Below are 14,507 nucleotides of genomic sequence, written 5' to 3' on the forward strand. Positions count from 1 at the left end.
GCCGCCGCGATGCCGCTCGAATTATTTTGGGTATTGGCAGAGTTGCTCAATAAAGGGGGCGCAATCGCCACCGCGGTGGCTAACGACATAAGAAGCCACGGCATTACCCAGACTTACCGCATCGCCGAGGTTCCAGCCCGCCGCCAGCCCAGCCATAGTACCACCCGCATGGCTGTCGCCTGCGCCAATCGTATCTACAACCACAGCCGGGAACGGCGCTGCCAGACCAATACTTTCCGCTGAAGCAAACCTGGCACCTTCTTTATCGAGCCGCACAATTAACGGCGAATTGTAGCACTCAAGCCATTTCTCGCAAATTCCTGCAATATCATCGCCCGCCACATTCAACCACTGCGCGGCAATTGCGGCTTCCTGGCGGTTAAGTGAAACCATCGGTTTGCAGGCCATAATCCGTGCCAGCAGTGGCTCAGGAATATCCGCAATACGCGGGCCAAAATCGATAAATGCGCTCACGTCATGCAGCGATTCCAGCCAGTTCACCAGTAATTCGGCACACGGCCCGGCAAGTTGATATCCAGACAGCGAAAGCAGGGTACCGGGCGCAAGCTGCAATTTATCCAGCCACTGCTGATTCCACTGGTGTTCGACGCCACGAAACGACATAAACGTTCTTTCGCCATCCGGCTCCACCAGCGCCAGACACCAGCCGTTATCGCCGCTGGTGGTATGGATTTCGCTGATGATCCCTTGCTTTTCCAGGCTTGAGCGAATGATATCCGCCCAGGTTCCCTGGCCAATCGGTAGCGCATTTTTAGACGCAATGCCCAGGCGTGACAGCGTGAGCGCGATGTTCAGCGCGCAACCGCCAATGTTCACGCTTTGCTGTTGCAGTTCGATATCACATCCGCGCCACGGCAGGGCGTAAGCGTCAGCTATGACGTCAATAACCGCCGAGCCGAGCACGCATACCGGGCGTTTCGCCGTAAGTGTTGACAGGCGGGAATGCAATTCACGGGCATTCATTTTGCGCCTCCCTTTGCTGGCGATAGCCCATAAACAGGCGGCTGTAGCGCATAAAATCAAGCTGGTTAACGTCATCAAGCTCGCGTTTAAGTTCGCTATCAATGCTTTCTACGCCGTGTAGCGCGCCACAAATCGCCGTCGCCATCGCCCCAATAGTGTCGGTATCCCCGCCCAGGTTGGCGCATAAAATCGCGCAACGATTAGGGTTGGTTTGTGCCAGTTCCACCATCGCAATCGCTGCGGCGACAGATTCAATGGTGCTGGTGCCCGTGCCGACCAGGTGGTAAACCTGCTCCATACCAGACTCGGTGCCGCGCGCGGTTCTGGCAACATTTAACGCCAGCTCAATACGCGCCCCGAGGGACGCATTAAACGTAGTGACTCGCTTTTCCTGCGCGTGGCGAGCGATGGACGGCAGTTCATCGCAAATGGTTTCCCAGTTCCGGCCTTCAATCGCTTTTGAAATCGCCCAGGCAATCACCACCGCGCCGGAAATCGCCAGATCGGATTTGTGCGTTGGGCTTGAGGCCAGTGCGACTTCATCAATAAACGCGTCGAGATTATGTGTCGGCAACAGGCAACCCAACGGCGAGGCGCGCATGGCCGCCCCGTTAGTGACGCCATTGTTTTCCAGCTCGCTGACTGGCGTGCCTTGCTTAATCGCATTCAGCGCAATTTTGGAGGTTGGCCCAAGCACATTCTTGTTGAAAGCATCGAAGCCTTCCGCCCAGCGCAGAATATTGCGCCCGATGGTGTCAGGGTTGACTGCACCGTGATGCTCGATAATCGCGTCGGCCAGCGCCAACGCCATCGAGGTGTCGTCGGTGAATTCGGCGCGGTTGAAATAACAGGCGGCGTTGTTTTCCGCCGGCCCCGGCAGAAAGCGGTCAATCCAGCCAAAATGCGCTTTTACCCGCGAACGCGGCCACAACTCCGATGGCATCCCCATCGCATCGCCTAATGCCTGGCCGTAAAAGGCCCCCAGAATACGATTTTCCATCATTATGCTTCCTTTAAATCTTTGTCAGATTGGCTGCCAGCAACGGCAATAGTCGTGATTTCTTTGTCGGACTCGCGGAAAAACACCATGAACAACACGGTAATGACCGCAATCATCACAGCACCAAAGCCCCACATTCCCGCCCAGTTGAAGGTCTGACCGTTGACAGGTGTTGGGTAGGCGAACATTTTTTCCATCAGTTGTGCGCCGATACGATAACCAAGCAGGCTACCAAAGCCCTGGCAGCACAGAGTGATAAGTCCTTGCGCCGCAGTACGCATATGCACCGGCGCTTTTTTATCGACGTAGATATAGGCAGTGACGTAGTAGAAATCGTAACTCACGCCGTGCAGCAAAATACCGAGGAACAGCAGACCGTAAGTAAAGATATGGTCGGCGCCGCCGTACACGAAGAATCCGTAGCGAATGGTGGCGGTGATAAGACCAAGCAGTAATACCTTTTTAATGCCAAAGCGCTTAATGAAGAACGGCAGCGCCAGCATAAAGAAGATTTCGGAGAACTGGCCGAGCGTCATCCATCCAGTGGCGTTATGCATACCCACTTCGGTCAGGTAGCCGTTGGCGAAGATGTAATAAAAAGCCAGCGGCATGGCAAACAAGAAAGAGCAGAAGAAAAACACCAGGAAGTTTTTGTCTTTCAGCAGCACGATAGCATCCAGCCCGAGCATCACTTTCAGGCTCATTTTGCCGGTACTTTTCGGCGGGGTATTCGGCAGCGCCAGCGCGAATACCCCGAGCAACGCAGAGCTGCCTGCGGTGATAAGCAACGGGATGTTGGTCGGCGAAATATCGCTAAAGCCCAGCATCTGCGGCAGGAAACCGCAAACTAACCCTGATGCAATCCAGCCGATAGTGCCCATCACCCGAATGCGCGGGAAGTCCCGCTCCACATCATCGACATTGGAAAATGCAATGCTGTTTGTCAGCGCGATAGTTGGCATGTAGGTCAGGGAATAGGCCAGCAGCAGCGGGAAGAAATAGACAAACTCGGTTTGCTGCGCCGCCAGATACATCAGTACTGCACCAACAAACATCAGCAGGGCGAGCACCTTTTGCGCGGCAAAGAAACGGTCAGTCAGCGAGCCGACCAGAATCGGCGAAAGAATTGCCGCGATGGCGGTACAGGCGTAAGACCAACCAATTTCAGTCGGGCTAAAGCCACTTTTACTCAGGAACAGCCAAAGAGGGACGAACCAGGCTCCCCAGATAAACCATTCAATAAACATCATGAATGAAAGGCTAATTGTTGTACGTTTCATATTTAGAACCTTCATGATTGTGTTGGGTACACCACAACAATACCAATCAATAATACCTTTTAAATACCTTTGTGTTGTTTCTTTGACCGCTGTTGCAAAAATACACCGCCTGGCGACAAACCGTTACAAGCCAAAACCTACCTAAAGTGCTGCCCTGGGTGGCGAAGGTTGCCAGTCACGACCAGGATTATGGCTGCCTGTTTTATTCGAAGGCAGGCCAGGAATAACCATCGTCAGCGGGCAGGGTGCTCGCTGAAATAACGGGAGTGCATTATGACTGATATTGCGCAGTTGCTAGGCAAAGACGCCGACAGCTTGTTACAGCATCGTTGTATGACTATTCCGGCAGATCAGTTGCATCTGCCAGGCTCGGATTATGTAGACCGCGTGATGGTGGATAACAACCGCCCGCCAGCGGTGCTACGGAATATGCAAACGCTGTATAACACCGGGCGGCTGGCAGGCACCGGCTATCTTTCCATTTTACCTGTCGATCAAGGGGTGGAACATTCTGCTGGCGCATCGTTTGCCGCAAACCCACTCTATTTTGACCCGAAGAATATTGTTGAGCTGGCGATTGAAGCGGGCTGTAACTGTGTCGCTTCAACCTATGGCGTGTTGGCCTCGGTATCGCGCCGTTACGCGCACCGCATTCCTTTCCTCGTCAAACTCAACTATAACGAAACGCTGAGCTATCCGAACACCTTTGACCAGACGCTATACGCAAGCGTTGAGCAGGCGTTCAATATGGGCGCGGTGGCGGTCGGCGCGACCATTTATTTCGGTTCGCCAGAATCTCGCCGCCAGATTGAAGAGATCTCGGTTGCGTTTGAGCGTGCGCATGAACTCGGCCTGGTGACGGTGCTCTGGGCGTATCTGCGTAATCCCGACTTCAAAAAAGATGGCGTGGATTACCACGTTAGTGCTGATCTTACCGGGCAGGCGAACTATCTGGCAGCGACCATTGGCGCGGATATCGTGAAGCAGAAAATGGCCGAAAATAACGGCGGCTACAAGGCGGTGAACTTTGGTTACACCGATGACCGTGTGTACACCAAACTGACCAGCGATAACCCAATCGATCTGGTGCGTTACCAACTGGCGAACTGCTATATGGGCCGCGCCGGGCTGATAAACTCCGGCGGGGCTGCGGGTGGTGAGACTGACCTGACGGACGCGGTCCGCACTGCGGTCATTAACAAACGCGCGGGCGGCATGGGGCTGATTCTGGGGCGCAAAGCCTTTAAGAAATCCATGTCTGAGGGCGTGAAGTTAATTAATGCGGTTCAGGATGTTTATCTGGATGGGAAGGTGGGGATAGCGTGATTGCTCGCTTGCCCGGCTCGGTGATGCTCTGTTCACCGGAACGTATAAGGTTATGGAAGTGTGGTGAATTTCCGTTCACCTTTGCGAACTGTGTTCCTACATATACCTGTTCACGGTGAACGTGCCATGGGGATTACGACATCCCCCTGGCGACCCCGTCGCCCGGCAAGTCAATCGCCGCTTACGCGGTAAACACCGTTTTTCACCCAACATTCGCGGTCGTTCGCGATTCGCTCCCGGCGATCGCTCTCTCACGTGGTTCCCGACCACGTGACCACGACTGAAGGGTAAAAACCGGCGCGATTGAAGCCGGGAATAAGGGCAACGTCAAAAGCTAAAGTCAAAAGACTGGCTGGTTTGGGTTTTGACCTTAGTCCCGGTAAAAATTGCCCCAGCGTTACCCATAAGTCAGGGTTGAGCTGCCGTCCGCCGTGAAAGTGAGCGGGCGCCGGGGTTGCCAGGGGGCTGGCGTGAGCCACCTGGCACGTTCACAGTTCACCGATAAATGAGGGATCGAATAACGTTCGGGTGAACGGAAAATCACCGCTCCGCCATAGGCATCCCCCCGTTATCTCCGTCACAATTCCATAACATTTTGTGAAAAACATCACTTTCCCCTGTGCAGATGTCCAAAAAATCACCTCTATTTAGGCACCTTTGAACGAGGCGAAGGTGCTTTTTTACGCATACAGTAGATGGTGAAACGCTGTTTTAAAATCACAAAAGGACACTAACAGCCGTGAAAATTGAATCTGTAAACGTCACCGTTTTTACTTACCCAACCCGCCGTGTTTCTGACAGCGCAGGTCACTCGCACCCAGGCCCTGAGAGCCTGGCAAAAATGGCGATGCTCACGATCACTACCGACGAAGGGGATTGCGGGTATTCTTTCGCGCCGCCAGAAGTGGTGCGCCCTTATGTGGTCAATGCGTTTTTCCGCAAAGTGTTGGTCGGGCAAGATCCGTTTAACCGCGAGCGCATCTGGCAAGATCTGGTGCACTGGCAGCGTGGCAGCGCCCATCAACTCACCGAACGTGCGCTGTCGTTTGTCGAACAGGCGCTGTGGGATTTGATTGGCCGCAAACTGAAAGTCCCGGTCTACAAATTGCTCGGCGGATTCCGTGACAAAGTCCCGGCCTACGGCAGCACCATGTGCGGTGACGAACTGGAAGGCGGGTTATCCACGCCAGACGAATTTGGCCAGTTCGCTGAAAAACTGGTCGCCCGTGGCTACAAAGCCATAAAACTCCACACCTGGATGCCGCCTGTTGCATTCGCGCCAGACCCAAAAATGGACGTCAAAGCCTGCGCCGCCGTGCGCGAAGCCGTTGGCCCGGATATCGATTTAATGCTCGACGGCTACCACTGGTATAGCCGCAGCCAGGCGCTGTACATCGGCAAGGCACTGGAAAAACTCAACTTCGCGTGGTTTGAAGAGCCGATGGAAGAAGAGAGCATGGCGTCTTACGTCTGGCTTTCAGAGAACCTGTCGATTGATGTTGTCGGGCCAGAAAGTCTTGGTGGCAAGCACCACAGCCGCGCCGATTGGGTGAAGGCAGGTGCCTGCGACATTCTGCGCGCCGGGGCCAATGGCGTCGGCGGGATTGCGCCAACCATGAAAGTGGCGGCACTTGCGGAATCCTTCGGCATGGATTGCGAAGTTCACGGCAACGGTGCGGCAAGCCTCGCCGTGGTGGGTGCGATTCGTAACTGCCGCTGGTACGAGCGTGGTTTACTGCATCCGTTCCTCGAATACGATGAGCCAGCCGCCTACCTCAACAGCATCGTAGACCCGATGGATGCTGACGGTTTTGTGCATTTGCCACAGCGTCCGGGCCTGGGTGAAGACATCAATTTTGAATATATCGAGATGAACGCCGTTAGCCGCGATTAACCCGCGCAAAAAATAATAATCCCGGCGCGAAAGACGCCGGGGAATACTGACCCTACAAAAACGGTATCTATCATGAATCGAAGCTCCCGGCTGGGGGCGTGGCTTCTCACGCTCCTGTTCATGCTCGGCAGCGGTTCAGCGGTGGCAAAAACGCCGCCTGACCAGCTGATTATCGGCATGAATATGAATAACCTGCTCACGCTTGACCCGGCCGCGATGACCGGCAATGAAGTGGTGGGGCTGGTGGTAAACCTTTATGACTCGCTGGTGGAATTAGATCCGGCAAAACTCACGAACGTGCGCCCGGCACTGGCGAAATCCTGGGAGATTTCACCAGACGGTAATCGCCTGACCTTCCACCTGCGCGACGGGGTGAAATTCCACTCTGGCAACGTACTCTCCGCAGACGACGTGGTGTGGTCGATGCGCCGCGTGCTGCACCTAAACCTGGCGCAGGCATCGGTGTGGAAATCCTACGGCTTTAGCAAAAAGAACGTCGATGAGCATGTGAAAGCTCTTGATGCTTCAACGGTGGAAATCACGCTGCCGAAAGCCAACGACCCGCAACTGGTGATTTACTCGCTGGCCGCCCTCGGTAGCGTGGTGGTGCTGGACAGCAAAACGGTCGAGCAGCATGTGCAAAACGACGACTGGGGCAATCGCTGGCTGACGACCAACGAAGCCGGTTCCGGCCCGTTCAGCCTCGAAGTGTGGCAGGCGAAAGACGTGCTGCGCATGAAGCGCAACCCGGATTACTGGCGCGGTGAACCGAAACTGGCACGCGTGGTGTTCCGCCACTTCCAGGAATCGCAAACCCTGCGCCTGATGATTGCCAAAGGCGATTTAGATATTGCCAGCAATATGGCGGTTTCGGACGTTAACGCCCTGCGTAAAGATCCGGAATTGACGGTCGATGCGGTGAAAAAGGGCACCATTTATTACGTCGCCATGAGCATGAAAGAGCCGCATTTTGCCAACCCGAAAGTGCGCGAAGCGGTGCGCTATCTGATCGATTATCAGGGCATTAACAAAGCGCTGATGCCGGGCTATGGCGTGCTGCACCAGCGCCCAATCCAGTCTGGAATGCCTGCCACCTTGCCCAATCCTGGTTACGCGCTGGATATTCCCCGTGCGAAAAAACTGCTGGCCGAAGCGGGTTATCCGGATGGATTCGATACCACCTTGCGCGTGCTGGCGGATCAGCCGTTCCTGAACATCGCCATTGCGGTGCAGTCCACGCTGATGCAGGCGGGGATCAACGCCAAAATTGTCACCGGAACCGGCAACCAGATTTACGGCGCGATGCGCGAGCGTAAGTTCGACATGCTGGTCGGGCGCGGCGGCAGCGGTGTGGAACCACATCCCCACTCCAGCCTGCGATCGCTGGTCTATAACCCGGACAACAGCGACGCGGCGCGTTTGACCAACTTCCAGGGCTGGCGCACCAGCTTCTACGACAAACAAATTAATCAGCAAATCGACCAGGCGCTGGTCGAGCGCGACCCGGCAAAGCAGCTCGAGGAATATCAGGCCATTCAGACGCGTTATGACGAGCTGATCCCGGCGTTGCTGCCGCTTTCGCAAATGGTGGACTCGGTAGTGGTGCGCAACGAAGTGCAGAACTACCAGCCGCACCCGTCGGCCACCACTTTCCTGCGCGATGTTTATAAAACGCAAACCGCTGAGAATGGGGAGAACAAAGGATGAGCATGATTTTGCTGGCACCGGGCGGCCGCGCCCGGCGTTTTTCAAAGCGCTTAACTCAGGTGTTGATCACCTTGTTTGGGCTGCTGTTGCTGACCTTTTTCATTGGCCGCGTGATGCCTATCGACCCGGTGCTGGCGATAGTCGGCCCGGATGCCGACCAAAGCACCTATCAGCAGGTTTATCACCAACTCGGCTTTGATCAATCTTTGGCAACGCAGTTCTGGATTTACCTCGGCGGCCTGCTGCATGGCGATTTAGGCAACGCGCTGCTGACCGGGAAACCGGTGGTGGATGACATTCTGCGCGTCTTCCCGGCGACGCTGGAACTGGCGACAGTGGCGATTATCGTCGGTGCGGGCCTTGGTATTCCACTAGGCGTTTGGGCGGCGGCGCGTCGCAACAGCGTGGTGGATTACGCAGTGCGAATTATCAGCCTCGCCGGTTATTCGACGCCGATCTTCTGGGTCGGGATGATGGGATTGCTGCTGTTTTACGCCTGGCTGGGTTGGGTGGGTGGCGCAGGGCGCATTGATTTAGGGCTGGATGGCGTGGTGCCGCGCCGCAGCGGTTTGCTGCTGGTGGATGCTCTTCTTGCCGGAAACAGCGCGGTGTTTTTCAACGCGCTAAATCACCTGATTCTGCCAGCCTCGCTGCTCGGCTTCCATTCGATGGCCTACATCAGCCGTATGACGCGCAGCTTTATGCTGGCGCAGCTGTCGCAGGAATTCATTATTACCGCGCGGGTAAAAGGGCTGACAGAGCGCCAGGTTATCTGGAACCACGCGTTCCGAAACATTCTGGTGCAACTGCTGACGGTAGTCGCGCTGGCGTACGGTTCGCTGCTCGAAGGCGCTGTGTTAATTGAAACCGTATTCTCGTGGCCGGGCTTTGGTTCTTATTTAACGGGCAGTTTGCTGCTCGGCGATATGAATGCGGTGATGGGCTGTGTGCTGGTGGTCGGGGTGATCTTCGTGTTGCTCAATCTGCTGTCCGACATGCTTTACCAACTCTTTGATCCGAGGACAAAATCATGACGGTTTCCTTTGGAACGCCTCAACTGACGGCTGCGGACGAGCGCTCGCTGCGCGTTAAACGTGCAGGTCTTCGCGCGGTTGGGTTTATCGGCAAAATGGCGCGTAACCCCCTGACCGCCATTGGCGGGGGGATTGTCTTCTTGCTGCTGATGGTGGCGATTTTCGCGCCATGGATAGCGCCGTATAACCCGCTGGTGCAGGATCTCAACCGCGCGCTGACGGCACCCAACGCGACGCACTGGTTTGGCACCGACGAATTTGGTCGCGATATCTTCAGCCGCCTGGTTTATGGCTCGCGCATTACGCTCTACATCGTGCTGCTGGTGTCAGTCACCGTTGGCCCGCTGGGTTTACTGCTCGGTGTGACCGCCGGATATTTTGGCGGCAAAGTCGATATGGTTCTGATGCGCATTACCGATATCTTCATCTCGTTCCCAAGCCTGGTGCTGGCGCTGGCGTTTGTGGCGGCACTCGGCCCCGGCCTTGAGCATGTGGTGATCGCGATTACGCTGACCGCGTGGCCGCCGATTGCCCGCCTGGCGCGTGCGGAAACGCTCTCGTTACGGCAGGCTGATTTTATCTCTGCGGTCCGCCTGCAAGGGGCTTCGCCGGTGCGTGTGCTATGGCGCCACATTGTGCCGCTGTGCATGCCGTCGGTCATTATCCGCATCACCATGAATATGGCGGGCATCATTCTGACTGCCGCAGGTTTGGGCTTCCTGGGCCTTGGCGCACAGCCGCCAGAGCCAGAGTGGGGCGCGATGATTTCCAGCGGGCGCACTTACATGATGGAGTGCTGGTGGGTAGTAACGATTCCGGGGCTGGCGATTTTAATCAACAGTCTGGCATTCAACTTCTTGGGAGATGGCTTACGTGACATCCTCGATCCTCGCAGCGAATAACTCGCCGCAACTGCTTGATGTACGCGACCTGAACGTGACGTTTGTGAACGGTCGCCAGCAAACCCACGCGGTGCGTGGCGTTTCATTCCAGCTTGGGCGTGAAAAGCTGGCGATTGTCGGCGAGTCAGGCTCCGGGAAATCCACCGTGGGGCGTGCGCTGTTGCAGCTTCATCCTAAAAAAGCGCAGATCACCGCCGATCGTATGCAGTTTGGCGACGTTGACCTGCTCAATGCCACGGATGCGCAAATGCGAAATGTGCGCGGCAAACGTATTTCTATGATTATGCAGGACCCGAAATACTCGCTAAACCCTGTGATGTGCGTCGGGGATCAAATTGCGGAAGCGTGGCTGACGCACCATCGCGTCGGGCATAAAGAAGCGAAGCAAAAGGTGCTGGAAATGCTGGAAGTGGTGCGTATTCGCCAGCCGGAACGCGTCTATAACCTCTATCCGCACGAAGTTTCTGGCGGCCAGGGCCAGCGCATCATGATTGCTATGATGTTGATTACCGACCCGGAAATGGTGATTGCCGACGAACCGACTTCCGCGCTCGATGTTTCAGTGCGTTTGCAGGTGCTGGCGCTGCTGGATGATTTAGTGCAATCGCGTGGGCTGGGGCTGATTTTCATCAGCCACGACATCAACCTGGTGCGCAGTTTCTGCGACCGCGTGCTGGTGATGTATGCCGGGCGGGTAGTGGAATCTATCGCCGCAAAAGATTTGGACAACGCGCAGCATCCGTACACGCAGGGGCTTATCAGCGCTTTGCCGGATATGGACAAACGTCGTGCGCATCTGCCGGTTCTGCAACGTCAGGCCAGTTGGCTAACCCAATAAGGAGCAACGAATGTCATCCATGATTGAAGTCAGCCAGCTCAATTTAACCTTTGGCGAAGGGGCGAAAACCAACCAGGTGCTGTTTGATGTGAATTTTAACGTTGGGCGCGGTGAGATTTTTGGCCTGGTGGGGGAGTCGGGCTCCGGGAAAACGACGGTGCTGAAATGCCTGGCGGGATTGTTTACCCACTGGCAGGGAAAACTGGTAATTGATGGGACGGAACTCGAGCACAAAATCAGCCGCGAACGGTGCCGCATGGTGCAAATGGTATTTCAGGATCCCTACGGTTCGCTCCATCCGCGCCATACCATCGGCGACATTCTGGAAGAACCGCTGCAAATTCATGGCTTCACCGACCGCGACCGCCGCATCAACATGATGCTCGATAAAGTCGGCCTGAACCGTGCGTTTCGCAGCCGTTATCCGCATCAACTTTCCGGCGGGCAGCGCCAGCGTGTGGCGATTGCGCGTGCGCTGATACTTGAACCGGAAGTGCTGCTGCTTGATGAACCTACTTCAGCATTGGATGTTTCGGTGCAGGCAGAAATTCTCAATTTACTTTCGGATTTACAGCAGGAATCGAAACTCACCTATTTAATGGTCACGCACGATTTAGGCGTGATTGCACATTTATGCCATCGCGTCGGTGTAATGCAACACGGGAAGATTCTTGAGTCACTCAGTACCGATAATTTAATTAGCGGTGCGGCGCAAAATCCTTATACCCAAATGCTGGTGAATGCCAGTCGGCAATATAGCCGGGAGATGGCAAGTCAGGTAGCGAAGTTCTAAGCCCCCTGACATAACAACCTGCCCGCGCGGGCTAACCTAACAGCGGGCAGTTTGGCGGCAGGCGGCAACTGAGCGCATTGGGATGGATATCAATGCGGAATTTCTGGCTGGTCAGCGGCTCGCCATCAAGGTTAAAAGTAATGTCGTGCGGGGCGGTTATCTCGAACCAGGATGAACGCCCATCAATAATATTGGGGTTGTCGTCTGGTTGCGTCAGCGTTTTAAAAATTGCCGGCAGCAACTCTTCGCCAGTAAAAATACGCAACTCTAATAAACCATCATTAATCAATGCCTGCGGGCAAAGCTCCTGCCCACCGCCCGCCTGGCGGCCATTGCCGATACCAATCACCAGCGCGTCGCCTTGCCATTCAAAATTTTCACCCCGGATTTCGCAGCGATCCGGCTTGAGTGTGTCGAGGCGAATCAGTCCGTGAACAAAATAGGCAATTCCACCCAATGCAGCTTTCAGTTTTTCCGGTGTTTCGGTCGTAATACGCGTCCCGAAACCGCCCGTCGCCATATTGATAAAGAACGCGGATTCGTTGACCTGCACCAAATCGATATCCACTCCTTTACCGACAATCGCTAATTGCAAAGCTTTGTCGAGATCCTGAGGAATGCCGACGCTGGTCGCAAAATCGTTGGCGGTGCCTAGCGGGAGAATCCCTAACACCGGGCGGCGTTCAGGAGCAAGTTGTGCCAGCGCGGTCGCCACTTCGTTTATCGTGCCGTCTCCGCCGCCCGCAATGACGGTATCGACACCCAAACTGGATGCTTCTTTAACGTAACGAATCGCGTCGCCTTGTTCCCAGGTAACGCGGATGTGTAACGTGTAACCCTCGTCACGCATGACTTTTACGGCGCTACGCAAGATGTCGTTGTTGGCACCTTTGCCGTTCAGAATGACGAGTGATACGGGAAACTGCTCCATGGCGGACCTCAGGAAATGTAATTGAATTCTGAGTGTATCGTATGTGTGGGATTTGCGGGTAAGAACAGGCTGAGTCTGCGGCGTTTAGCAAAAAAGAAGGCCTGCGGAAGGGAGATTCCACAGGCCAATGAGGTGGTTCTTGGTACATATCCGTCATACTTCAAATTGTAGATGCGTTGGCTTTCCTCGTTCACCCCAGTCACTTACTTGAGTAAGCTCCTGGGGATTCACTGCGTCGCCGCCTTTCTACAATTCGAATTATTAGGATATAGCTAGCATTTATGGGTTATGTTTTTCAGCCCGGCGATAATAACCGCAACAAGCGAAGCGGTATGTGATCGGTTTCTAAGAAATGTCCTGGCGTGAAAAAATACCCCAAATTAACTAGTTAGCATGCGGATCGCGTGAGGTCTGACCGGCTAAATTGCGCATCAGCAGCGCATAATCCAGCGAGACATCTTCCGGCACAGGCATCCATACGGTGTGACCGTCGCCCGGTGCAACGTCAATCGGCTGCGCCTTGGTGTTTTCCAGCACTTCAAGCGTGAAAGTCACGTTACCTTGCGGCGTCATCATCTCCAGGCTGTCACCCAACAAGAATTTGTTTTTCACTTTTACCGCTGCCAGGTCGCCACGGCGTTCACCGGTAAATTCGCCAACAAACTGCTGAGTTTCCGAAACGGAGTGACCGTAATCGTAATTCTGATAAGAATCATGATTATGGCGACGCAAGAAACCTTCGGTGTATCCGCGGTGCGCGAGGCCTTCGAGCGTGGTTAAAAGGGTAGGGTCGAACGGTTTGCCTGCGGCGGCATCGTCAATCGCGCGGCGATAGACCTGAGCGGTACGCGCACAGTAATAGTAAGACTTGGTGCGACCTTCGATTTTCAGCGAGTGGACGCCCATTTTGGTCAGGCGCTCAACGTGTTCAATGGCACGCAAATCTTTGGAGTTCATGATGTAGGTGCCGTGTTCGTCTTCGAACGCCGTCATGTATTCGCCAGGACGCTTGGCTTCTTCCAGCATAAACACCTGGTCAGTGGGTGCGCCTGCGCCCAAAGTTGGTTCAATGTTTTGCACCGGAATGGGCTCATGAAGATGCACGATATTACCGACATCATCTTCTTTGCCTTCTTCAACTTTGTATTCCCAACGGCAGGCGTTGGTGCAGGTGCCCTGGTTCGGGTCACGCTTGTTGATGTAGCCAGAAAGCAGGCAGCGGCCAGAATAAGCCATGCACAATGCGCCGTGCACGAAGATTTCCAGTTCCATGTCCGGTACTTGCTCACGGACTTCAGCAATCTCTTCCAGAGACAACTCGCGGGACAAAATCACGCGCGTCAGCCCCATTTGTTTCCAGAACTTCACCGTCGCCCAGTTCACGGCGTTGGCCTGTACAGACAGGTGAACGTCCATTTCCGGGAACGCTTCGCGGACCATCATGATAAGGCCTGGATCGGACATGATCAGCGCATCCGGTCCCATATCAATAACCGGCTTCAGGTCGCGGATAAAGGTTTTTAGCTTGGCGTTATGCGGAGCAATGTTCACCACCACGTAGAATTTTTTACCCAGCTCATGGGCTTCATTGATGCCGAGCTGGAGATTCTCGTGGTTGAATTCGTTATTGCGCACGCGCAGGCTGTAACGCGGCTGGCCCGCGTAAACCGCATCGGCACCATAGGCAAAAGCGTAACGCATATTTTTCAGCGTTCCGGCTGGCGAAAGGAGTTCTGGTTTAAACATGTTTTTCTCGTTCTGATTTCAGGTCAGAACCGCCACATGGGATGTAGCGGTTTTAAGGCACAATTTTAGGGC

General features: G+C 54.8%; 12 protein-coding genes. 7 read left to right on the plus strand and 5 right to left on the minus strand.

The window, feature by feature from the left end:
• Nucleotides 1–21 precede the first annotated feature (21 nt).
• The 3 genes from DY231_RS07600 to DY231_RS07610 are packed head-to-tail and all read right to left on the minus strand — an operon-like array spanning nt 22 to nt 3,264.
• A complete protein-coding gene (locus DY231_RS07600; protein WP_115627849.1) occupies nt 22–984 on the minus strand; it encodes a PfkB family carbohydrate kinase in 963 nt (320 codons plus the stop codon).
• Nucleotides 971–1,987, minus strand: a complete 1,017-nt coding sequence (locus DY231_RS07605; RefSeq protein ID WP_115627850.1) for an ADP-ribosylglycohydrolase family protein — start codon at nt 1,985–1,987, stop codon at nt 971–973. The genes DY231_RS07600 and DY231_RS07605 overlap by 14 nt, the downstream gene beginning before the upstream one ends.
• On the minus strand, nt 1,987–3,264 hold the full coding sequence (locus DY231_RS07610; protein WP_115627851.1) for a nucleoside permease: 1,278 nt from the start codon (nt 3,262–3,264) through the stop codon (nt 1,987–1,989). The genes DY231_RS07605 and DY231_RS07610 overlap by 1 nt, the downstream gene beginning before the upstream one ends.
• 273 nt (nt 3,265–3,537) lie before the next feature.
• Here DY231_RS07610 and fbaB point away from each other — a divergent pair, with 273 nt between their 5' ends.
• From fbaB to DY231_RS07645, 7 genes are all read left to right on the plus strand, one after another.
• A complete protein-coding gene (fbaB, locus tag DY231_RS07615; protein WP_115627852.1) occupies nt 3,538–4,590 on the plus strand; it encodes a class I fructose-bisphosphate aldolase in 1,053 nt (350 codons plus the stop codon).
• Between the two features lie 739 nt (nt 4,591–5,329).
• A complete protein-coding gene (locus DY231_RS07620; RefSeq protein ID WP_115627853.1) occupies nt 5,330–6,484 on the plus strand; it encodes a mandelate racemase family protein in 1,155 nt (384 codons plus the stop codon).
• 72 nt (nt 6,485–6,556) lie between these two features.
• Nucleotides 6,557–8,191, plus strand: coding sequence for an ABC transporter substrate-binding protein (locus DY231_RS07625; protein WP_115627854.1), 1,635 nt, complete (start codon nt 6,557–6,559; stop codon nt 8,189–8,191).
• Nucleotides 8,188–9,225, plus strand: coding sequence for an ABC transporter permease (locus DY231_RS07630; RefSeq protein ID WP_115627855.1), 1,038 nt, complete (start codon nt 8,188–8,190; stop codon nt 9,223–9,225). Before DY231_RS07625 ends, DY231_RS07630 begins: the two co-directional genes overlap by 4 nt.
• The gene (locus tag DY231_RS07635) at nt 9,222–10,127 is read left to right on the plus strand and encodes an ABC transporter permease (protein ID WP_034496802.1); all 906 of its coding nucleotides are present in this window, start codon (nt 9,222–9,224) and stop codon (nt 10,125–10,127) included. The genes DY231_RS07630 and DY231_RS07635 overlap by 4 nt, the downstream gene beginning before the upstream one ends.
• On the plus strand, nt 10,099–10,965 hold the full coding sequence (locus tag DY231_RS07640; RefSeq protein ID WP_115627856.1) for an ABC transporter ATP-binding protein: 867 nt from the start codon (nt 10,099–10,101) through the stop codon (nt 10,963–10,965). Before DY231_RS07635 ends, DY231_RS07640 begins: the two co-directional genes overlap by 29 nt.
• Nucleotides 10,966–10,984: 19 nt before the next feature.
• The gene (locus tag DY231_RS07645) at nt 10,985–11,758 is read left to right on the plus strand and encodes an ABC transporter ATP-binding protein (RefSeq protein WP_115631789.1); all 774 of its coding nucleotides are present in this window, start codon (nt 10,985–10,987) and stop codon (nt 11,756–11,758) included.
• Between the two features lie 31 nt (nt 11,759–11,789).
• Here the strand turns inward: DY231_RS07645 and yegS are convergent, their stop codons facing one another.
• Together yegS and trhP are read right to left on the minus strand one after the other, a co-directional pair.
• Nucleotides 11,790–12,689 (minus strand): lipid kinase YegS, encoded by a 900-nt coding sequence (gene yegS / locus DY231_RS07650; RefSeq protein WP_115627857.1) that lies wholly within the window; start codon nt 12,687–12,689, stop codon nt 11,790–11,792.
• A 384-nt stretch (nt 12,690–13,073) separates the two neighbouring features.
• The gene (trhP, locus tag DY231_RS07655; protein ID WP_034496690.1) at nt 13,074–14,435 is read right to left on the minus strand and encodes a prephenate-dependent tRNA uridine(34) hydroxylase TrhP; all 1,362 of its coding nucleotides are present in this window, start codon (nt 14,433–14,435) and stop codon (nt 13,074–13,076) included.
• Nucleotides 14,436–14,507: the final 72 nt, after the last annotated feature.

The sequence above is a fragment of the Buttiauxella agrestis genome (genome assembly GCF_900446255.1).
GTDB lineage: Bacteria > Pseudomonadota > Gammaproteobacteria > Enterobacterales > Enterobacteriaceae > Buttiauxella > Buttiauxella agrestis.

Bases quoted from the DNA above. Each gene is read 5' to 3' on its own strand.
- DY231_RS07645 (WP_115631789.1), top strand. From the start codon at position 10,985: ATGATTGAAGTCAGCCAGCTCAATTTAACCTTTGGCGAAGGGGCGAAA.
- trhP (WP_034496690.1), bottom strand. From the start codon at position 14,435: ATGTTTAAACCAGAACTCCTTTCGCCAGCCGGAACGCTGAAAAATATG.
- DY231_RS07605 (WP_115627850.1), bottom strand. From the start codon at position 1,987: ATGATGGAAAATCGTATTCTGGGGGCCTTTTACGGCCAGGCATTAGGC.
- DY231_RS07625 (WP_115627854.1), top strand. From the start codon at position 6,557: ATGAATCGAAGCTCCCGGCTGGGGGCGTGGCTTCTCACGCTCCTGTTC.
- DY231_RS07610 (WP_115627851.1), bottom strand. From the start codon at position 3,264: ATGAAACGTACAACAATTAGCCTTTCATTCATGATGTTTATTGAATGG.
- DY231_RS07600 (WP_115627849.1), bottom strand. From the start codon at position 984: ATGAATGCCCGTGAATTGCATTCCCGCCTGTCAACACTTACGGCGAAA.
- yegS (WP_115627857.1), bottom strand. From the start codon at position 12,689: ATGGAGCAGTTTCCCGTATCACTCGTCATTCTGAACGGCAAAGGTGCC.
- DY231_RS07635 (WP_034496802.1), top strand. From the start codon at position 9,222: ATGACGGTTTCCTTTGGAACGCCTCAACTGACGGCTGCGGACGAGCGC.
- DY231_RS07630 (WP_115627855.1), top strand. From the start codon at position 8,188: ATGAGCATGATTTTGCTGGCACCGGGCGGCCGCGCCCGGCGTTTTTCA.
- fbaB (WP_115627852.1), top strand. From the start codon at position 3,538: ATGACTGATATTGCGCAGTTGCTAGGCAAAGACGCCGACAGCTTGTTA.